At 70.1% G+C, this 20514-nt stretch carries 17 protein-coding genes and 1 tRNA gene; 8 read left to right on the top strand and 10 right to left on the bottom strand.

Going from position 1 to position 20514, the window contains the following annotated elements; genetic code table 11:
- Positions 1-145 precede the first annotated feature (145 nt).
- The gene (locus ACWEFB_RS22440; RefSeq protein WP_452288235.1) at positions 146-1414 is read left to right on the top strand and encodes a glycosyltransferase 87 family protein; all 1269 of its coding nucleotides are present in this window, start codon (positions 146-148) and stop codon (positions 1412-1414) included.
- Positions 1415-1459: 45 nt separating this feature from the next.
- Here the strand turns inward: ACWEFB_RS22440 and ACWEFB_RS22435 are convergent, their stop codons facing one another.
- The 3 genes from ACWEFB_RS22435 to ACWEFB_RS22425 form a co-directional block, all read right to left on the bottom strand.
- Positions 1460-5434 (bottom strand): CARDB domain-containing protein, encoded by a 3975-nt coding sequence (locus tag ACWEFB_RS22435; RefSeq protein ID WP_452288233.1) that lies wholly within the window; start codon positions 5432-5434, stop codon positions 1460-1462.
- A gap of 347 nt (positions 5435-5781) precedes the next feature.
- Positions 5782-8826: a BTAD domain-containing putative transcriptional regulator gene (locus ACWEFB_RS22430; protein ID WP_452288231.1), complete on the bottom strand. Its 3045-nt coding sequence runs from the start codon at positions 8824-8826 to the stop codon at positions 5782-5784.
- A 69-nt stretch (positions 8827-8895) separates the two neighbouring features.
- The gene (locus ACWEFB_RS22425; RefSeq protein WP_452288229.1) at positions 8896-9543 is read right to left on the bottom strand and encodes a M15 family metallopeptidase; all 648 of its coding nucleotides are present in this window, start codon (positions 9541-9543) and stop codon (positions 8896-8898) included.
- A gap of 254 nt (positions 9544-9797) precedes the next feature.
- Here ACWEFB_RS22425 and ACWEFB_RS22420 point away from each other — a divergent pair, with 254 nt between their 5' ends.
- From ACWEFB_RS22420 to ACWEFB_RS22410, 3 genes are read left to right on the top strand one after another with little or no spacing between them, the layout of a single operon-like run.
- The gene (locus ACWEFB_RS22420) at positions 9798-10538 is read left to right on the top strand and encodes a 3-oxoacyl-ACP reductase family protein (protein WP_452288227.1); all 741 of its coding nucleotides are present in this window, start codon (positions 9798-9800) and stop codon (positions 10536-10538) included.
- A gap of 30 nt (positions 10539-10568) precedes the next feature.
- The gene (gene sugE, locus ACWEFB_RS22415; RefSeq protein WP_452288225.1) at positions 10569-10886 is read left to right on the top strand and encodes a quaternary ammonium compound efflux SMR transporter SugE; all 318 of its coding nucleotides are present in this window, start codon (positions 10569-10571) and stop codon (positions 10884-10886) included.
- A gap of 43 nt (positions 10887-10929) precedes the next feature.
- Positions 10930-11607: a TetR/AcrR family transcriptional regulator gene (locus ACWEFB_RS22410; RefSeq protein ID WP_452288223.1), complete on the top strand. Its 678-nt coding sequence runs from the start codon at positions 10930-10932 to the stop codon at positions 11605-11607.
- 10 nt (positions 11608-11617) lie between these two features.
- Here ACWEFB_RS22410 and ACWEFB_RS22405 read toward each other — a convergent pair.
- Together ACWEFB_RS22405 and ACWEFB_RS22400 are read right to left on the bottom strand one after the other, a co-directional pair.
- Positions 11618-11689: transfer RNA gene (locus tag ACWEFB_RS22405), tRNA-Cys, on the bottom strand.
- A gap of 161 nt (positions 11690-11850) precedes the next feature.
- Positions 11851-12258 carry a BlaI/MecI/CopY family transcriptional regulator gene (locus ACWEFB_RS22400; protein WP_452288221.1) on the bottom strand — a complete coding sequence of 136 codons (408 nt, stop codon included), beginning with the start codon at positions 12256-12258 and terminating at the stop codon, positions 11851-11853.
- Positions 12259-12369: 111 nt separating this feature from the next.
- On the opposite strand from ACWEFB_RS22400, the gene ACWEFB_RS22395 reads away from it, so the two are divergent.
- Positions 12370-13257 carry a M56 family metallopeptidase gene (locus tag ACWEFB_RS22395; protein WP_452288219.1) on the top strand — a complete coding sequence of 296 codons (888 nt, stop codon included), beginning with the start codon at positions 12370-12372 and terminating at the stop codon, positions 13255-13257.
- 55 nt (positions 13258-13312) lie between these two features.
- On the opposite strand, the gene ACWEFB_RS22390 is transcribed toward ACWEFB_RS22395, so the two are convergent.
- The gene (locus ACWEFB_RS22390) at positions 13313-14509 is read right to left on the bottom strand and encodes a glycoside hydrolase family 3 N-terminal domain-containing protein (RefSeq protein ID WP_452288218.1); all 1197 of its coding nucleotides are present in this window, start codon (positions 14507-14509) and stop codon (positions 13313-13315) included.
- Between the two features lie 199 nt (positions 14510-14708).
- Between ACWEFB_RS22390 and ACWEFB_RS22385 the strand changes: the two genes are divergently transcribed.
- Complete coding sequence (locus tag ACWEFB_RS22385; protein WP_452288216.1) at positions 14709-15314, top strand: hypothetical protein; 606 nt, start codon at positions 14709-14711, stop codon at positions 15312-15314.
- Positions 15315-15414: 100 nt separating this feature from the next.
- Here the strand turns inward: ACWEFB_RS22385 and ACWEFB_RS22380 are convergent, their stop codons facing one another.
- Positions 15415-15957: a serine acetyltransferase gene (locus ACWEFB_RS22380; protein WP_452288214.1), complete on the bottom strand. Its 543-nt coding sequence runs from the start codon at positions 15955-15957 to the stop codon at positions 15415-15417.
- A 132-nt stretch (positions 15958-16089) separates the two neighbouring features.
- Positions 16090-16464, bottom strand: coding sequence for a hypothetical protein (locus ACWEFB_RS22375; RefSeq protein ID WP_452288212.1), 375 nt, complete (start codon positions 16462-16464; stop codon positions 16090-16092).
- Between the two features lie 164 nt (positions 16465-16628).
- Here ACWEFB_RS22375 and ACWEFB_RS22370 point away from each other — a divergent pair, with 164 nt between their 5' ends.
- Complete coding sequence (locus ACWEFB_RS22370; RefSeq protein ID WP_452288210.1) at positions 16629-17567, top strand: hypothetical protein; 939 nt, start codon at positions 16629-16631, stop codon at positions 17565-17567.
- A 159-nt stretch (positions 17568-17726) separates the two neighbouring features.
- Positions 17727-19169, top strand: coding sequence for a neutral zinc metallopeptidase (locus tag ACWEFB_RS22365; RefSeq protein ID WP_452288208.1), 1443 nt, complete (start codon positions 17727-17729; stop codon positions 19167-19169).
- 64 nt (positions 19170-19233) lie between these two features.
- On the opposite strand, the gene ACWEFB_RS22360 is transcribed toward ACWEFB_RS22365, so the two are convergent.
- Together ACWEFB_RS22360 and ACWEFB_RS22355 are read right to left on the bottom strand one after the other, a co-directional pair.
- Entirely contained in the window at positions 19234-19962 is a 729-nt protein-coding gene (locus ACWEFB_RS22360) for an anti-sigma factor family protein (protein ID WP_452288206.1), read from the bottom strand.
- A complete protein-coding gene (locus tag ACWEFB_RS22355) occupies positions 19959-20510 on the bottom strand; it encodes a sigma-70 family RNA polymerase sigma factor (RefSeq protein ID WP_452288204.1) in 552 nt (183 codons plus the stop codon). Before ACWEFB_RS22355 ends, ACWEFB_RS22360 begins: the two co-directional genes overlap by 4 nt.
- Between the last annotated feature and the right edge of the window lie 4 nt (positions 20511-20514).

The following is a 20514-nucleotide window of genomic DNA, read 5'->3' as shown; positions in this document are numbered from 1 at the left end:
ACCGTTGTCGCCGAGGAAATGACTTCGGAAACAATTGTCTGTCTACAATGCACCCGCCGACTGCGGGTCCACGGAAACGCCTGGCCCCGTGCCGACGACCGAAACACGAGGGTGGGTAATGGGCCTGGGCGTACGGCGCTGGTCAATGGCTGCTGTGCTCGCGGTATGGATCTTCACCAGGACCGCATTCGTGCTGGTCTACACGAAGGTCGTCAAGGCTCCCGATTTCGGCGGCGTCTTCGCCGACGTGGAGCTGTACCACCGCTGGAGCGACGCGCTGCTCGACTGGCAGGTCCCCGTCGGCGACCCGATGTGGCAGTATCCGCCGGGCGCCGCCGTGGTCTTCGTAACCCTGCGCCACCTCGGGGGCGACTCCGTCGGCGGGTACGAGGCCACGTTCTTCGTCGCGGCACTCCTGGCCGACCTGCTGATCCTGCTCGCCCTGCTCCGGCTGGGCAGGGGGAACGGGCTGCTGCTCGGTGCCGCCGCCTGGGCCGTGGTCGTACCGTGTCTGAATCTCCTGACCTATGCCCGGTACGACATCTTCGTCACGGCCTCGGCCGTGGTCGCGCTCGCCGCCACCGTCCGTCGCCCGGTCGTCGCGGGCGGGGTCATGGCTATCGGGGGACTGGTCAAGGTCTGGCCCGTCCTGCTGCTGATCAGCGCCAGACCGTTGCGCGGACTCCGCCCGGTGCTGACCGGCTTTGTCGCCACGCTCGCCGTGCTGGGTGGTGCCCTGACGCTCGCCTTCGCCGGTGGCTGGTCCGGGTTCACGAACAACCAGTCCGACCGGGGTTTGCAGATCGAGTCGATCGGTGCGTCCCCGCTGGTGCTGGCCCGGCTCTGGGACGGAACCATCACCGTCGTCTACGTCTACGGGGCGATGGAGTTCCAGCACCCGTACGTGCGCGCGGCAACGGTCGTGCTGCCCGTGCTGACCGTTGCCGGCCTGGGTCTGCTCGCCCTCTGGTGGCTGGTACGGGGTCGCCGGCTCGCCTGGACCGCCACGCTCGGGTTCGACGTGGCGCTGCTGGCGGTCCTCGTGTCGGTGCTGACCAGCCGCGTCTTCTCGCCCCAGTACATGCTCTGGCTGGTCGGGGTGGCGGCGGTCTGCCTGACCCGTCGGGACACGACACAACGGGTCGCCGCCGTCCTGATCCTGGTCGCCACCGGGGTGACCAGCGTGCTCTTTCCGTGGTTCTACGAACACGTCTCGGCGGACCCGTACTGGCAGGGCACGGCCCTTCTGCTCGTCCGCAACGCGCTGGTGGTGGTCGCCCTCGGCGTCGGGTTCGCCGCGTTGTCGCGGGCTGCCGGGAAGGCTGCCACCGACAGCGGTAGAACCACGAACACCGGCACCGGCGTGGATGACGCCGGTGCCGGTGTGCCGTCGGTGAGCGTGCTCCCGAGCTGATCTCACCCTCGGGAGCACGCCACCTTTGCCGGGATAGCCGGAGGGCTAACCGCCGTTGATCACGAAGCTCGATCCCGGTTCCCGGACGATGTTGCCGTCGGCCGAGTTGGTGATGGTGACGTTCGTGAGTGTGGCGTCACCTCGGGCGCCGCCCATGGCCAGGATCCCGGCACCGTTGTTGGACTTGTCGATCCGTACGTTGCTGATCACGACGCCGGGCATGTTGCCGCCGCCGTTCTTGAACTGGATGCCGTCATAGGTCGAGTCGTGGATCTCGGTGTCACGGATGGTGACGCCGGTGATGTCCAGAGTCGCCGGGAACAGCGTGATCGCACCGAACTCCTGATCCTCGTTCCAGAAGGCGCCACCGGTGCGGTAGAGCCCGTTGTTGGCGATCAGGGTGGTCCCGGAGAAGGGCAGGGGACTGTGGTCGGTCGCCAGCATGATGCCCGGGTAGTTCATGGTGTCGTAGATCAGGTTGTTCTCGATCGAGTTGTCGTAGCCGCCGTAGATCGCGATGCCGTTCGCCCGCCAGGGCAACTGGATGGTGTTGTTGACGAAGTGGTTGTTGTGCGTGTTGTCGGCGACCCGGTCCCGCACGGCCGTGTTGGCCCAGACCGCCAGGGCGTCGTCACCGTTGGTACGGAACGAGGAGTTGAACACCCTCGAGTTGCTCGTGCCGTTGGTGAAGTTGATGCCGTCGGCGTAGGTGTTGCGGACGCGCATGCCGCTGAATTCGAGGCCGTCGCCGGGTCCCCACAGGGCGGGGATGTTGTCGTAGTCGCGACCGACCCAGGCACCCACGTTGGCGTGCTCGATCCACACGTTGGTGATCTTGGTGTTGTCGCCGAACCGCCCGTTCAGGCCCACGCCACCCTCGTCGTTGCCGTCCCCGCCACGGATCCGGCCGGAGCCGAAGATGGCGATGTCGGAGATCTGGGTGTTGTTGTCGATGTCGAAGCCGAAGTTGCCCTCGTGCGGGTGGTTGATGCCGCCCACCACGTCCTGCGGCTCGGTCAGCGTGTAGAACTGCGAGTGCCACATCCCCGCGCCACGGATCGTGACGTTGCTGATGCCCACCTGGTTCCACTGACCCCGGTTCAGCGGGTCGTCGGTGAGGATCTTCTGCTCCTGCCGCCACTGTCCGGCCGGGATCCACACGCAGCCGATGACACCGTTCTGGTCGTCGGTGACCGCCCGCTGGATCGCGGTCGTGTCGTCGAGCCCGTCGTTGGCCACCGCGCCGTACGCCGTGATCGAGGTGCAACCGGCCGGTTGGCTCAACGGTGCCGCGACCTGCTCCAGGTCGATCAGGTCGATGATGTAGAACGAGGCGGTGTCGGTCGCATCGCGCTGCAACTTGAACCTGGTGCCGGCCGGGTAGGACTGCGACAGCAGCGCGTGCGACTCGTCGAACAACCGCCGGGCGTCGCCCTGGGGGGTGTTCGTCAGTCCCTCGGGCTGGTCGGTGTTCCCGTAGAGCCAGCTGTGGCGTGACGAGAGCGTCAGCTTCTGGACGAAGGTGTCGTTGGCGTACAGGCTGATGCTGGCCTCGATGCCGCCGCCACCCGGTGCGTCCGGGATGGAGTTGCGGACCACTATCGAGTTGGACGCGTTGGTCGAGGTGAACTCGACGAACTGCCCGGTGCTGTTCAGGCGTACCGACTTGCGGCCCGAGGACTCGGTGGCGAAGTTGGTGTGCCCGAAGGTGCGCAGCGGGTCCGTTTCCAGCAGGGCACCCTGGTAACGGCCGGCCTCGGCCTCGTACGACACCCACGGGACCGCCGCGCCACGGCCGACCACGATCGACTGCGTGAACACGTTGTTGGACTCGTTGGTCTCGGCGACCACACCGGTCGCGTCGGCGGTCGCGGTGATGGTGGCGCCACCGCTGGTGGCGGTCCAGCTACCGGTGATGGCGACGTTGGCCGTCGTACCGGCCGCGATCGACGGGGTGTTGGTGTTGAGCGTGGTGCCACCGACGGCCAGCCGGGTGACCGTGGTCGCGCCGGTCGCGGTCGTACCGCGGTTGTTCACCGCGACGGTGAAGGTGACCGCCGCACCGACCGCCGGGTTCGGCGGGTTGGAGCTGATGCTCAGCACCTGCAGGTCCGGACCGGGGGCCTGGCTCACCACCAGTTGCGAGGGTGCGGTGAAGCTGTTGTTGCCGTTGTTCTGCTCGATGATGGTGTTGGTCGGGTCGACCACCGAGGTCACGCCGTAGCTGCCCAGCGGCCGGTTACCGGCGTTGAACGAGACCGTGGTCGAGGCACCCGCGTTGAGGGCACCCACCGGCGCGCTGCCGACGACCGCGCCACCCAGGCTGAAGTTGACCGTGGTCGCACCGGCCGCCGCCGAGCCGATGTTCTGGACCGTGGCGGTGAGGGTGACCGGGGTGGCCTCGGTCGGCGCCGAGGGTGTCCAGGTCGTGTTGCTGACGATCAGGTCGGCGTTGGGTGCCGGCGTACCGCACACCTCGAACTCGGCCACCTGGCCGGACGGGGCGCCGGTGTTGGAGTTGAACCGTAGTTGCACGTCAGCGGTGGTCGCGCCGACCGGGACGCTCACCACGTTGTTGCCCTGGACGAACTGGTAGTTCGCCGCCGACACCAGGTTGGTGTAGGCGGTCGCGGCCTGGTCGCGGCCGAGGATCTGGAAGTTCTGGGTACGGGTGCCCCAGGCCGGATCCGGGTTCAGCTTCACGTTCACCGAGGTGATGACGTGGTTCGCACCGAGGACCGCGGTCAGGCTCTGCGGGTAGCCCGCCGCGCCCTCCCAGTAGCTGGTCAGCGATCCGTCGTTCGCCTTCTCCGGGGTGAAGCTGAAGGTGGAGCCGGTCGCGGTCATGGTCTTGCCGAGCGCGACGTTGGTGCAGCCGGGAGGCTGGGTGCCGGTCCGGGTGACGGTGTTGCTGTTGCCGGACAGGTTGCCCGCCCCGTCGCGCGCCCGCACGTAGTAGGAGACCGTCGCCGTGGTCGGCTGGGTGTCCTGGTACGTCAGCACGGTGCCCAACGTCGCGATCAGGCTCCCGCCCCGGTAGACGTTGTACCCGGCCAGGCCGCTGCCGCCGGAGTCGGTGGAGGCGCCCCAGTTGAGGGTGATGACGGTGCCCGAGGTGCTGTGCGACAGCGTGCCGGGCACGCTCGGGGCGGTGGTGTCACCGCTGCCGGGGCGGGTCACGGTGTTGCTGTTGCCCGACAGGTTGCCGGCGACGTCCCGGGCCCGCACGTAGTACGACACGGTGGCCGTGGTCGGCTGGGTGTCGCTGAACGTGGTCACGTTGCCGACGGACTGCAGGTACGCGCCGTTGCGGTAGACGTCGTACCCGGCCATCCCGCTGCCGCCGGCGTTGTCGGTCGACGCGCCCCAGTTGAGGGTGATCGTCGTACCGGACTGGGTGTGGGACAGGGTGCCCGGAACGCTCGGCGCGGTCGTGTCGGCGGCGGTGTCCGGGCCGTAGACCTCGAGCTCGGAGAGCTGCCCGGCCGGCCAACCGCTGTTGGCGGTGATGTTGATCCGCAGGTAGCGGGTGGTGGCCTGGCCGAAGTTGATGGTGACCGAGTTGGCGTTCACCGCCGGGTTGAAGGTGTACGTCTGCGACCCGACCAGGTCGCTGAAGGACGACCCGTTGGTGCTGCCCTGCACGCTCAACGCCTGCGTACGGGTGCCCCAACCGGAGGTCGGCAGCTTCAGTACGACCCGGTTGACGGCGACCGACGAGCCGAGGTCGACCTGTATCCACTCCGGGAAGGAGTTGTTGGCGCTCTCCCAGTAGCTGCCCTGGTTGCCGTCGACCGCGCGGGCCGAGTCGTAGACGTCGGCGTGGCCGCTCTCCTGGGTGGGGCGGCCCTGGGCGAGGTTGACGACGGCGTTCGGGGCGATGACCGCGTTCGCGGCGGTCTGGCCGAGGGAGGGGTCGGGTTGGGCGGCCGCGTTCGCGACGGCCGTCCACCCCACGGTGGCGATCATGGCGGCGGCGACCGTGGTCGCCACCAACCTGACCGGATTGGTTCGTCTCATCTGCTGTCCTTGTCGCGTGGAGGGACGTTTGCGCGTGTGGTGGATCCCCATGGGCGTGGGGTCGGGCGTGGATCGACAGGTGACCGGTCGAGCCCGTGGGCTACGGGCGGGCCGGTCGGTAGGGGTGGGGGGAAGCGAGAGCGACGGCACCACCGGGCCTCTCCGGGACGGGGGAGAAACACCGCAGGGAGCGGCCCCACTGGAAATTGCAGATGCAAGCGGCAAAACAAGCAGGTCTTTGTCGTAATCTTGCAGCGCTTTGGCCGAATGTTACCGACGTGCTACGGGCACGTCAACACTGGAATCGATGCCGTGCATCGATTCCCGGAAATGCGGGTGGGTGGCCCTCAGTGGAGTGTCGGACCGGCCGAAGCCGGTGCTGGCGCCGCGCTCAGCTCGACGTACTCGCGGGAGTTGCGGTCGTGGAAGACCCGGTGGGCGTTCGCGTACGCCCGGTCCGCCGCGTCGAGGTCACCCCGTGCGCGGTACACCAGGGAGAGGACGTACTCCGTACGCGCCCGCCAGAGCGGGGCCTGAACGGTGTCCCACAGCGACATCGCCGAGTCGAGCAGATCCTCCGCCAGGTCGAGCCGCCCCTCGGCGAGGTGGAGCTGCCCGAGTACCCGGAGCGCGACGCCCTGCCCCCAACGGTCCCGGGCGTCGCGGGCCACCGACAGCACCCACTCCAACCGGGGCAGCGCCTCGTCGACCAGACCCATCCGCAACTGGGTGGTGGCATGGGCGCGTACGGCGTACGAGTGCATCAGGTCGTTGCCGAGTTCGGCGAAGATCTCGGCGGCCTCGGCACACACCCGCAGCGCCTCGTGGTACTCGCCCCGGGCGCGGTGGTAGAGCCCGAGACTGCGCAGCGTGTACGCGACCCCCCGCTGGCTGCCGGTACGCCGGTACGCCGACATGGACAGTTCCAGGTCGGCGAGCGCCGCCGGAAAGTTGCCCTGCTCCAGCAGGACCGAACCGCGTACCCGGTGCACGTAGCCGAGGCCGACGGCGTCGTCCAGGGTACGCAGCAGCTCCGCCGACTGGTTGAGGAAGTGCAGCGCCTCGGCCAGGTGACCGGGCTCCCGGCAGGCCAGACCAAGCCCGGCCAGCGCCGAGGCCTGCCCCCGTACGTTCCCCAGGGCCCGGAACCTGCTCAGCGCCTCACCGAAGTGCTGCCGGGACTCGCTGTAGCGGTCCTCGGCGTAGCGCAGGTGGGCCAGCTCCGTCAGCATGTCCGCCTCGCCGTGCAGGTTGCCGGCCAGCACGCTCGCCTCCAACGCGGCGTTCACGATCCGGGACCGGAACTCGAAGCGGTTCGCGCCCTCCAACTCCAGTGCCATCCGCGCCGACACGAAGTCACAGGCCAGCTCGTCCAGGCCGATCGCCGCCGCCCGTTCGAGCCCGATCGCCAGCACCGACTCCTCGCGCTGCAACCAGCCCGCCGCGTCGCCGAGCACCCGCCTCGCCAGCTCGTCCGGCACCGGGAAGCGCGGCCCGGACGGCTTGTGCCAGACCACCTCGGCCGGCGGGAAGGTGGTGGTGATGTGGTCGATGACGGCCCGCCAACCGGTGACCGCCCGGACCACCGCGTCCCGCAGCGCCTCGGCCGGTTCGTCGGCCTCCGCCCGCTCGCGCGCGTAGAGGCGGACCAGGTCGTGCAGTCGGTAACGCAGCGCGCCCGTCGGGTCGACCCCGGTGAACTCCACCAGGTGCGCGTCCACCAGCAGCTCCAGCAGCCGCTCCGCGGCCGGCTCGGACGTGTCCAGCAGCCGGCCGAGCATCCAGGCGTCGAACTCGGGGATGCCGAAGAAACCGAGCCGACGCAGTGCCACGGCGGCCTGCTCGTCCAGGGCCCGGTAGCTCAGGGTGATGCTGGACCGTACGGCGAGGTCACCGGCGGCGAGTTCGTCGAGGCGCTGACGCTCGTCGGCCAGACGAACGGCGAGTACGCCGAGCGGCAGGTGCCGGCGGGTGGCCAGCCGGGCACCCGCGATCCGGATCGCCAGCGGCAGGTTCTCGCAGCCGGCCAGGATGCCCCGGGCCGAGGCGACGTCCCCGGCGGCCCGCTCCGCGCCGATGATCCGGCAGAGCAACGCCCACGCCTCGTCGTCGGTGAGCACCCCGATCTCGGTCAGCCTCGCCCCGGCCAGCCCGGCCAGCCGGTCCCGCGAGGTGATCAGCGCCGCGCACTGCGGTCCGGCCGGCAGCAGGGGCCGGACCTGCCGTTCGTTCGCGGCGTCGTCGAACAGCACCAGAACCCGTCGCCCGGCGACCAGGCTGCGGTACAACTCGGTCCGCTCGCGGGAGGAATCGGGGATGTGCGCCAGGCCGACGCCGAGCGAGCGGAGGAATCCGGCGAGCACCTCGTCCTGTGTCGCCGGGGAGTCGGTCATCCCGCGCAGGTCGGCGTAGAGCAGACCGTCCGGGAACGACTCCCGCACCTGCTGGGCCACCCGGGCGGCCAGCGCCGACTTGCCACTGCCACCCTGGCCGGCCAGCACGTGCGTACCCGGTGTGCTGGCCCGTAACGCTGCGACCAGCGCGTCGCGTTCCGCCTCGCGTCCGGTGAAGTCCGACGGGGCGAGCGGGACCTGCACCGGTACCACCAGGGGCGGCCCCGGATCCGGCTCGGACCGGCCGCCGTGCAGCACCTCGCCGTCACCGCGCAGGATCGCGTTGTGCAGCTCCCGCAGGTGCGGGCCCGGCTCCACGCCCAACTCCTCGACCAGCGCCGACCGGCCCTCCCGATAACAGGCCAGTGCGTCGGTCTGCCGCCCCAGCCGGTACAGGGTCACCATGAGCTGCCCGCGCAGCCGTTCGTTGGTCGGATGACGGTTCACCAGCCCGGTCAGCTCGGCGAGGTGGTCGAGGCGACCCTGGTTCAGCTCGGCCGCGACCCGCTCGCCCTGCGCCACCAGGAGCAGTTCGTCGAGCCGTCGGGCCTCGGCGGCCAGTGGCGACTTCCCCAGACCCGACAGGGCCGGTCCGCGACTCAGCGCGATCGCCTCGCGCAGCAGGTCCGCCGCGCCGCCGTGGTCACCCAGTCCGGCCTGCTCCCTCGCCTCGTCGACGAGTCCGGCGAGGACGTCGGCGTCCACCGTCGCGTCGTCGAGTCGCGCCAGGTAGCCGGGCGGGTGGGTGCCGATGACGTCCGGGTGGCCGTGCCGGGCGAACGCCTTGCGCAGGGTGGAGACGTACGTCTGGATCAGCGCTCGGGCGCTCTCCGGCGGCCCGTCCGGCCAGATCACGTCGACCAGGCGGCTGGCCGGTACGACCCGTCCCCGCTCCAGGACCAGGGCCGCGAACAGTGCCCGTGGTTTGCTCCCACCCAGCGGGATCGGCCCGTCCGAGGACTGGGCCGTGACCGGACCGAGAAGTCGGACCTGTAGCAAATCGACCTCCAGCCGCCACCCGGGTTCCTGGTTGGATGCTAGTGGTGTTGCTTTGGCCGTTCTGTCGGGTCAGGAACTGATCGGGCCGTAGGGGGCATGGCTGGATTCGCTCGTGTACGCCCAGTAACGGTCGCCGTACGACCAGTGCCACCATTCGCTCGGATAGTTCACCAGGCCGGCGCCCCGCATGGCATCGCAGAGCAGCTTCCGGTTGGCCCGTGCCTCGGCACCGATGTCGGCCGAGTCGGTGTGGCACGCGGTGGTGTCGGTGTCGTTCACCGCCGTACCCATCCAGAGTTCCTCGCCGTCGACACTGCACAGGGTCAGGTCCACCGCCGCCCCGGCCACGTGCGGCGCCACCGACGGCGGGGAGATGTACCGGCTGGCGTGGCGACGCAGCGCCGACTCCTCGGCCTCCGGCGTACGCTCGCGCAACCGCTGGACGTGTGCCTCGAAGTACTGCTCCTGCAGCGCCAACGGCCGGTACCCCTCGATGACCAGGAGCCGGATCCCGGACGGGAGCAGGGTCTGCGCGGTGACCAGACGGTCGACCACGCCCACCCGCAGCCGGGCGTACGCGCCGTCGGAGTCGGCGAGCCGGTGGTCGAGCCGCAACGCCTCAACGTCGCGCAGGTCGACCAACGGCTCACCGCACTCGCGTACCAGCGTCGCCGTCACGGCCGGGTCGGACAGCAGCACCATGCCCACGTTCAGCACCCATCTTCACCAACGATGCTCCGTCCCGCCCAGCTCAGGCGGCGACCCCCCGATGCGCCCAGGGTGCCGGACGCCGCTTCAATTTCTCTTCAAGTGCGGAGGGTCGGTCCGCCGAACCGGTCGGCGGCACGGGTGGAGCCCGCCGCTCGTGACCGTCGGAACGCGGCCCGGTACCCAAGGTCCACAGAAGCAGGTATGGTTCTCTATATTGTGCCGATCGACACAGAAGTGCTGACGCGGAGATGGAGAGCGGTGTGGCCGGACTTGGTGGCAAGGTCGCCCTGGTGACCGGGGGCAGTCGGGGTATTGGTGCGGCCGTCGTGGAGCGACTCGCCCGCGACGGTGCCGATGTGGCGTTCACCTACGTCAACGCGGATGACAGGGCCAAGGCTCTGGTGGCCGACGTCGAGACACTGGGACGCAGCGCGGTGGCCATACCGGCCGACAGCGCGAGCGCCCGGGGAGTGGTCGACGCGGTCGCGCGTACGGTCGCCGAGTTGGGCCGGCTCGACATCCTCGTCAACAACGCCGGGGTGTTCCCGTACGGCCCGATCGAGGACGTCAGTCTCGCGGAGCTGGACCGGACCCTCGGCATCCACGTACGCGGTGTCTTCCTGGCCACCCAGGCGGCGGTCAGGCACATGGGTACGGGCGGTCGCGTGATCAGCATCGGCAGTTGCTTCGCCGAGCGGGTCCCGTACGCCGGTGTGACCCTCTACGCCATGAGCAAGAGCGCACTCGTCGGCCTGACCAAGGGCCTTGCCCGCGATCTCGGCGAGCGCGGGATCACGGTCAACGTGGTGCATCCGGGTTCCACCGACACCGACATGAACCCGGCGGACGGCGAGGGCGCCGACCACGAACGGACGTTCATCGCACTCGGACACTACGCGGAGCCGACCGACATCGCCGCCACCGTCAGCCACCTGGCCGGTGACGGCGGGCGCTACATCACCGGTGCATCCATCTCGGTCGACGGCGGCTTCGCCGCCTGACCGCCGTTCGAGACGAAGAAGGTTCCCGTCATGGCATGGCTCGTCCTTGTTGCCGCCGGCCTGCTGGAAATCGTCTGGGCGATCGCGCTCCGGCAGTCCGAGGGCTTCACCCGGTTGTGGCCGTCCACCCTGGCGATCTCCACCGCACTGCTCAGCTTCGTCCTGCTGGCCTGGGCGTTGAGGTCCCTGCCGGTCGGCACCGCGTACGCGGTCTGGGTCGGGATCGGGGCGGTGGGGGTCGCGATCGCCGGCATCGTCGCGTTGAACGAGAGTGCCGCACCCGCGCGGCTCGCCTTCCTCGGGCTCATCGTGGTCGGCATCGCCGGGCTGAAGGCGGTGGAGGGGTGAGGCGACGAACGACGGTCGTTCGGCGGAATATCCTCCTGAGGGAATGGAGGAGCGGATGCCGGGACGGGGACGACCACGTACGTTCGATCGAACGGTCGCGCTCGGGCGCGCAATGGAGGTGTTCTGGCAACACGGCTACGAGGGTGCCTCGATGACCGAACTCACCGCCGCGATGGGCATCGCCTCGCCGAGCCTCTATGCCGCCTTCGGTAGCAAGGAAGCGCTGTTCCGCGAGGCCGTCGCGCACTACAACGCGACCGAGGGCGCGGCACCGCAGGCTGCACTCGAGGAAGGTGACACCGCGCGGGCGGGCATCGAGGCGATGCTGCGACACAACGCTCGGTCGCACGTTGATCCGTCGCGCCCGTTGGGCTGCATGGTCGTACTGGCTGCCACCACAGGTCCGGCCGGAAACGACGAAGTCCGCCGGTTTCTCGCCGAGTGCCGCAACAACGACATCACCGGGCTCCGCGTACGGATCGAACGGGGCGTGGCCGACGGCGACGTGCCACCGACGGTCGACACCGGAATGGTCGCCCGCTTCTTCGGTGCCGTACAGCAGGGGATGTCGATCCAGGCCCGCGACGGCGCGAGCCGCGAAGCGCTCGACGAGATCGTCACCTGTGCGATGACCGCGTGGGACCAACTGGTGCCCCCTCCCGCCGCTCGACGGCCCGCCGGCAGAAGCGGGAACTCCGCCGGGCCACCGGGTCAGCGGTAGACGCTCGCGGTGGGACCGGCCGGATTCGAACCGGCGTCCTTCCGATGTGCAGTCGGACGCGACGACCTCTGCGCTACGGTCCACCGCCGACGATTGTAGGAGTCGGCCCCGGCGGATCACGACCCTGGGACCGTCCACGTTCAGCACCAGCGCCTGCGTGCGACGGTTCCGGTAGCGTCTGCCCGGGTTGCGGCGGCCAGGACCGGAGCCGGTTGGTCGCCGGGCGTCCTCAACCGGCCAATCTCACGAGTCGGTGTCCTCGGCGAGCAGAGCGCGCAGGATCCGTTCGTCGCGGTCGTCGAGTGCGCTGACGAACCGTCGCAGTACCGAGGTGCGATCGGGCTCGGCGGTCAGTAGTCGGCGCATCCGCTCGGCTACCAGGCCGGCGGCGTCGCGTACGGCACCGTAGCGGTAGGCCCGACCGTCCCGCTCCCGGCTGACGGCACCCTTGTCGAACAGCCGGCTGAGCGTGGTCACCACCGTGCTGTAGGACAGCGGGCCACCCGGATCGAGCCGATCACGGACCTCACCGGGGGTCAACGGGGCGCCGGCCTCGACGAGGATGGTGACCACCTGGGCTTCGAGCTGGCCGGAGCGCCGACGTCCGTTCTCGGACGGTTCGGCCGCGGGAGAGGGCGGTGTCGTACTCATCGCGGTCGACTCTATCGGCTCGCTCCCACCGCCTCCGTCGGGTCCTCCCGGCCTCGTGGCACACTCGACCGGTCCGGACGGAGGGGCATGTTCGATCATCTCGTTTGGTCGGTGGTTGTGGTTCCGCCACTGATCGTGGTGGCGATCCGGCTGCTGGCCGATCGGCTGCCACCGTCGATCGCGGCGGTCATCGTGGCCTGGTCGACCGTTGCCGTCGGCGCGGCCAGCATGATCAACCTCGGCGTGTTCGCACTGGTGGCGATCGCCGAGGTGCCGGCCGTCGGCCGGACGTTCGGCTGGTCGTCCCCGGTGGTCGCGGCCGACACCGCGTACGTGGCCTGGGCGCCGTGGCTGAGCGCCGCACTGTTGGTGATCGGCGTGGTATCGGTCGCCCGGCGCTGGCGCCGGCAGCGTCGAGCACTCGACCTCGGTCAGGTCGGGCTGCCCGCCGGTGGCCCGCTCGTGGTCCTGTCCGACGAGTCGCCCCAGGCGTTCGCCGTCCCGGGCCACCCCGGTCACGTCGTGGTCACCACCGGCATGCGCCGGCTGCTCACCGACCGGCAGTTCGACGCGTTGCTCGCCCACGAGCACGCGCACCTGGCCGCGGGTCACCACCGGCTCCTCCGGCTGGCCGAACTCGCCGCCGCCACCCACCCGGCGCTGTGGTGGGTGCCCCGCCACGTCGACTACCTCGTGGAACGGGCCGCCGACGAGCAGGCCGCGGTCGAGGTTGGCAGTCGCCGTACGGTCGCCCACGCCATCGGCGTGGCCGCCCTGGCCGCCACCGGGAGGCAGGACCTCCCGCACGGCCTGCACGCCGCAGCGCCCGGCGGGGTTGTCCCGCGCCGCGTGGCGGAGTTGTTGCACCCCCATCCGCCCGTCCGCTCGCGCGCGTTGCGGGCACTGCCGGTGTCACTGGCGGTGGCCTCGCTGCTCTGGACCGGCGAGGCGGTCTGGGATTTCTTCGAGCTGCTCAGCGCGGCCCGACTCGGCCGGTAGGTCGCCACGTCCGGGAGGGGCGCCGCAACAGGGGGCCGCCGGTCGGGCGCAGCCGTCAGCCCTTCGGGCGCAGGGCGTTGACGCGCTCCACCGACTGGTCGATCCGCGCCTCGGTGAGGCGCCCGGTGCGTACCAGGTTGACGACGTTGTCGAGCGTCTCGTCGACGATCTTCGTGTCGTACACCTGCTGGTTTCCGAAGACGAGCAGGTCGAGGCCGGCTTCGAGCGCCAGCGCGACGGACTCGTCCCGGCCGAACTTGCTCGTGATCGCGACGGCCTGCATGTCGTCGCTGACCACGGGACCCTGCCAGCCGAGCTGCCCGCGGAGCAGGTCGGTGACGACCGCCGGGGACAGGGATGCGGGGCGGCTCGGGTCGAGTTGCTTGATGAGCAGGTGCGCGACCAGCACGGAGTCGACGGTTCCGCTGTCGATCAGCCGCTGGAAGGGTACGAGTTCGCTCCTGCTCCAGGTCTTGCTGACGTCGACGACGGCGAAGTCGGTGTTCCCGGTCGCGCTGCCGAAGCCCGGGAAGTGCTTGATGCTCGTCCTGACCCCGGCCGCCCGGTGGACCTGGATCTCCTCGGTGGCGTTCCTGACCACCACGTCCGGGTTGGCGGAGAAACTGCGGGCGAGTTTGCCGATCGCGGGATTGTTCGGGTTCAGGTCCAGGTCGACCACGGGCGCGTAGTTGAGGTTGACCCCGATCGAGGTGAGGTCGTGCACCAGGCCCTGCGCCCAGGTCCGGGTGGTGGACGGGGAGTTGGCGGCGCCGATCTCGGCTTCCGACTTCGTGGCGGGGAAGCCGTTGCCCGGGTTGAGCCGGGCCACCTTGCCGCCCTCCTGGTCGATCGAGACGATCAGTCGCCCCGGAGAGGCTTGCCGGAGGCTCTTGACGAGGGCGGTGACCTGGCCCGGTGAGGTGATGTTGCGGGCGGCGTCGGTCTCCAGGTCGCGGTCGAACAGGATGACCCCACCGAGGCCGTTCCTGATCGCCTTCACGATCCAGTCGTTGGTGCCGACCGTCTCGCCGCGGAAGCCGACCACGAGCAGACTCGCGATCTTCCGGCGGAGCGCGGCCTCGTCGAACGTCGCCGACGTGGCCGGCCGACCGGTGGAGGCCCGGGGTGAGGCAGCCACCTGACGCGTCGGCGTTTTCGCCGTGGACGACCCGCAGCCGGCCAGACCCGCCGCCACCGCGGCTGAGCCGATGCCCGTGAGCAGCAGCCTGCGGGTCACGTGAGCATCGTTCACGTTGTCCACGCTACGGCGGGTGGCCGGCTCCCGAGGGAATATCGCACCTCTTCGACCCACGACCTGCGGCCGGGGGTGGTTGTGCGGGGTTGATTGTCCGCGAACCGCCCCCGAAGCCGGACAACGATCCGCCGACTAGACATCTGGTCAGCGGGGTGCCACAGGGCTCCCCACCAGCCAGATCACGAGGTGATCAGTAATGCGAACCATCATCTACCCGGGTTCGGTCCGGCAGTCGTCCACCCGGACGCCGCAGGGCACACCCCGGTCGCGTACACCGCGTCGGGCGGCGGTCATGGCGGCCCTGCTCGGCCTGACGGCGGCACTGATCGGGATGACCGCGTCGCCGGCCAGCGCCTCGATCATCACCGTCCAGGACGGCTTCGAGGGGACCCAGGCGGCCAACTGGAGCTTCACCCACGTCGGCGACGGGACGGGCGGCGTCAGCCTCTCGCAGCCGCACAACGGGATCCGCTCCGGATTCGTCTCGATGCGCGGTGCGGGGTTCTCCTCGGTCAGCCGCCGGGTCTCGCTGCCGCCGACGACCAGTTGCACGGCCGGGATCCACGTCAATCCGGCCCTGGCCGCCCAACAGGTCAACTTCGAGATCATCAACCCGGTCAACTTCACGTACGTGGCGATCAGGACGGTGGTGCTCAGCGGCGACGCCCCGTACACGTTCGTATCGACCGAGTGGAAACACGGCCCGACCGACGTACTCGTCCGGGTCTCGCTGATCGGCAACGCCAGCGGTACGACGTTGGCCGCGTGGGTCGACGACCTCGGCATCCTCTGCCAGACCTAGGTCGGCCCCGATCGGCGTGGCGGTGGTGGTCCCCGGTGGACGACCGCCGTCACGCCGATCGGCGGGCCCGGAACGGAGCACCTACCGGCGCTCGCCGCCCTCAGGAGGCGTTGGCGCCTTCCGGCGCTGGTTGGGTACGGCTCGCGGGGCGGATCGTGGCGCGGGGGCCGAGGGCCGTTCCGCCCGCAGGCACGTCGTCCAGTACGACGGCGTTGGCGCCCACCCGAGCACCGGTGCCGAGACGTACCGGGCCGAGGATGCGGGCGCCCACCCCCACCATGACGCCGTCCTCGAGGATCGGCTCGCCGGTGTTGTCGCGCTGGCCGATCGCGACATCGTGGAAGAGGGTGATGTCGGCGCCCAGGACCGCCCGCCGGTGGATGGCGACACCTCGTCCGGCGTGGTGCAGGCGTAACCCCGGCCCGCAGGTCGTCTGCGCGGGTAGGTCGCACCCGACCGCGAGCCGGAGCAGGAGCAGGTTGGCGACCTTGTGCGGCAGTGCGAGGAGGAGCCTGGTGGCGCCGCTGCGCCGGCTCGCCCACTGCCCGTAGCGGAAGACGAGCAGAACCGCGCGGGTGAGCCAGTCCCGGTTGCGCGCGAAGTCCCGCCTCAGGGCCTCACGCAGGGCGAACTCTGCCGACACAGGGTGCTCCAGAGGGGCGTCGGGGCAGGGGTGAAGAGTCCATGCAAGGTCGATAATTATGCCGGCACGGTGAAGCGGCACACCAGCAAAGGTGACGAACTGGTGTGCGATCGGGCTTGCCGGCGGCTGTGCCTAGAGGAGCAGCAGCGCGACGACTGCGGTGTATGCCAGGAACGTCCCCGCGAGAACCAGGAGCATGAAAATCGCCTTCACGGCGGTCGACTGCGAACCGCGCGCGATGCCGAAGTTCGCCACCAGACCGGCCGCCGCGATCACCCCGCCGAGCAGTCCGCCCGCGATCACGAGGACAAACGGGAGCAGCGCCAGGATCCGCAGCCCGAGCGGGATTCCGGGCCCGGTGCGGTACCTGACACCCGCGATCTCGATCGTGGGGTACGGATCCAGCAGGCTGGCCCGCAACCTGGCCGCCACGGTCTGCCCGTCGGCGGTCGGAAGGGTGTAGTGACCCCGGCGGGTACCCACCGTCGGTTGCCCTCCGACGGTCATCGAGGCACCCCGTTCCGTGCCGGCCGCGACCACCCCCGGCGGTGCTCCACCGCATGCTCCGCCCGCTGGCCCGGAGACCGACTGAACCGATTTCGCGCCGGCCCCGTGTGGATGCCGAACGGCTTCCGGATGTGCTGGAGCCGGGTAGACACTGGAGAACTCAGATGTTGCGCAAGCGTTTCGTGCCACTCGCAGTCCTGCTGGCCGCCGGTGTGGCGATGCTGTCGGCGTGCGACTCCAACGAGAGCGCCCCGGCAGCGCAGCCTCCCGCCGTACCGGCCACCACCCAGGCCACCGGTCAGGGTGACGGCACCGGGGCGTCGGACCTGTCGCTGCTCTCGGGCACCGCCAAGTCGAACAACTCCCCGGCCGGCACCGGCGACTGGGCGGTCCCCAATGGGGGCACCGCCACCGGTGCGGCCATTCCCGCCGCGCAGAAGTGGGTGCAGCTCACCGCAGGCAGGGCAGGTGACCTCGATCCGGTCGTGGTCAACGGTGCGGGCCTGACCCTCTACCGGTTCGACAAGGACACCGCCAAGCCGTCCAAGTCGAACTGCAACGACGCCTGCGCGGTGACCTGGCCACCGGTCACGGTCGCACCGGGCGGCAAGATCTTCATCGCCGGCATCAAGAAGTCCGCGGTCGGCACGGTCAAGCGCGCCGACGGTACCCGCCAGGTCACCATCGGGGGATGGCCGGTCTACCGCTTCGCCAAGGACACCAAGCCCGGTGACACCCTCGGCAACGGCGTCGGCGGCACCTGGTTCGGCGTGACGCCTACCGGGACGAAGGCCGGCGTACCGGCCGGCGGCGACACCGCCCCGGACGCCAACCCGGGCAACCCGCAGGCCGCGCCCGCCACCAGCGCCGTCCTCTTCGACGACGCCAACTTCAGCGACAACGGCGCCTCCCAGGGCGTCGGCGGCACCGGCTGCCAGAACCTCAGCCGGCCGGGCGTGACCTCCTCGTTGGCGGCCCCCGGATCGCTGAAGATCTGGTCCGAGGCCAACTGCAAGGGCCGTTCGACGGTCATCGACGGGGACGTCACCGACCTGTCCACGATCGGCTTCGACAACGCCGTGGCCTCGGTTTTCCTAGGCTGATCCAGCACCGCCCCGGGTGTGCCGGACTGGCTCCACACCAGCCCGGCACACCCGTCTTCGTACGTGCCCGGACCCGTGGGCCCGGCCTCGGTCGGAGCCGGCCGGCGCAACCGGGACGCGTACCCCCGCAGACGACGGATTCGGAGATGGTGCATGAACATGACGAGGTCCACCCGTCCACTCAGGCGGGTGCCGGTGCTGCTGGCGGCGACCCTGCTGGCAGCCTGTACGCAGTCCGTCGCCGGCACCGGTGGCGTCGAACGCTGGAGCGCGACCAAGGTCGCCGGACTCGACATCACCACCGGCGACAGCGGCCCCCGGCCGGACGTGACCGGCTCGCGGCTGACCGCCGAAGGCGGCGACGGCGGACGGATCGACCGGCTGGCGCTCGACGCCGTCGACGACGTGCAGAAATACTGGACCGAGGCGCTGCCGGCGAACTTCGGCAGGCGGTTCGAGCCGGTCACCCGGCTCATCTCCTACGACTCCGGTGGTGCCGGGGTCGAGGTGTGCGGGACCGGCACGGCGGGACTGGTCAACGCCTTCTACTGCGCGGCCGACGACACCGTCGCCTGGGACCGGGGTCAGCTCCTGCCGACCCTGGACGACTCGTTCGGTCCGATGTCGGTGGTGGCGGTGCTGGCACACGAGCTGGGTCACGCCGTACAGTTCCGGCTCGGCGCCACCGGCGGCATCGGTCCGCAGACCGCCTCGATCGTCAAGGAACAGCAGGCCGACTGCTACGCGGGCAGCTTCTTCCGGTGGGTGGCGGAGGGGAACGCCCCGCACTTCCAGCTCTCCACCGGACCCGGTCTGAACCAGATCATGTCCACCCTGTTTTTCATCCGCGACTCCGCAGGCACCGGATTCGACGCGCAGGGTGCGCACGGCAACGCGTTCGACCGGGTGTCCGCCTTCCAGTTCGGCTTCGGCGACGGGCCCCGGCGGTGCGCGCAGATTGACGACGCCGAGGTACGCCGGCGGATCACCCAGCAGGCAACCGCCGACCAGGTACGGGACGACGGTGCCGGTGACCTGCCGGTGGACGATCCGGATGGGCTGCGGGCACTGCTGACCACCCTGCGCAACGCGTACGCGCAGACCGGGGCCGAGCCGCCGACGGTGGGTGCGGTGGTGAACGGGTGTCCGGATGCCGCCCCGACCGCACCCGCGGCCTACTGCCCCGCAACGGACACCATCGGGCTCGACCTCGACGCCCTGGTCCGCATCGGATCCACGCCCCAACAGGGTCGCAGGGGAGGGGGCATCGGTGACTTCGCCGCCTTCGCCGAGGTCGCCTCGCGGTACGCGCTGTCCCTCCAACGGGCGGCCGGCTACCCGTTGCGCGGGCTCGCCGCCGGGCAGCGTACGGCGTGCCTCACCGGCGTCTGGGCCGGCAGCATCGTGGCGGGCCGGGGTGCGGCGTTGCAGCTCTCTCCCGGCGACCTGGACGAGGCGGTGGCCGAGATGCTGACCGCCGACAGCCTGATCGCCGCGGACGTCGACGGTGCCAGTGTTCCGTCCGGGTTCGCCCGGGTCGAGGCGTTCCGGGACGCCTTCTCCGCTCCCGGAGTTGCCACCTGCGCCGCCAAGTACCGGTAGGTCCCCGTGACGACGATGCCCACGCCGGCCGGCGTGGGCATCGTCGTCGTGCGGGGTACGGATATCAGAGCTGCAGGCTGGTGAACTTCTTTCCACTGGTGTTCTCCACCTCGACGCTGGCCACCTGGGTCAGGTCGATCAACGCGGTGCCGTCGAGCGTCGTTCCCTCGTCCTCGCCCTTCTGCGACACCACCCAACTGCCGGCCAGGATCTTCGTGCCGTCCTTCCCGACGATCACCAGCCGGCAGAGTTCACCGGCCGGGATGCCGGAGACCGCGGCGTTGAGCCGTACCCAGCCGGGCAGGGGGGAGACCGCAACGGTGATCCTGGCCCCGGTGGTGGCGTCGGTGGCGGTGGCGAACCTGGTTCCGGGCGCGGCGGTGGAGACCGTCGGAGCCGGGGGAGCCTGGCCCTCGAGTGACGGCTGGTCGTTGGTCACCCGGCCGACCACCACACCGGCCGAGATCGCGGCGGCCACGACCACCACGGCGGCCGAGCTCACCCACGCGCTGCGCCGGTTGCGCCGGCCCGAGGATTCCGTACGGATCTGGCGCAGGGTTCGTTGCAGCAACAGGTCGCCGCCTTCGGGCGGTCCGTCCAGCAACATCGCATCGGGTACGGCCCCGAGCGCCTTCTCCCACTCGCGCAGCGACTCGACCTCGGCGCGGCACTCCGCGCAGCCCGCGAGGTGCTCCTCGACCTCCCGGACCTGTTCCGGCTCGAGGGACTCCGTCAGGTAGCCGCCGATGTCCACATGGTCATCGGCTGGGTGCAAGCTGTCCGGAGTTTTCATGAGGCAGACCGTTCCATCCCGGCAGGGCGCTCCGAGTGAATTTCGCGTAAAGCCCGGAGTGCATAAAAGGAGCGTGACTTGACCGTCCCCGGCGGGATACCCAATGCCTTGGCGGCTTCGGCAACTGTACTCCCGAGTAGGTAAACCCGTTCGAGTACCTCTCGGTGCTCCGGGGAGAGCTGATTGAGCGCGTCGACGACCACCATCGAATTGACCACATGGTCGGCGTGGTCCCGTTCCACCGCGACGTCCACCGGTGTCTCCGGGACCTCAGTCGGCCGGGCGTTGCGCGCCCGGATGGTGTCGGTCACGATGTTGCGGACCACCGTCAGCAGCCAGCCGCGTACTGATCCCTTGCCGTTGACCAGGCTGTCCGGGTGCCGCCAGGCGCGTACCAGAGCCTCCTGGACCACGTCCTCGGCCGCGGCCCGGTCCCTGGTGAGCTGCGTCGCGTAGGCCAGCATGGCCCGCCCGTGTTCCTGGAACAGGGATCGGACCAATGCCTCGTCGGCCACCTCCTGGCGACGATGAGTCCTTAACCCCGCCATTTTC

Source organism: Micromonospora sp. NPDC004704 (assembly GCF_053601675.1).
This window is presented reverse-complemented; position numbering and strand designations above follow the sequence as displayed.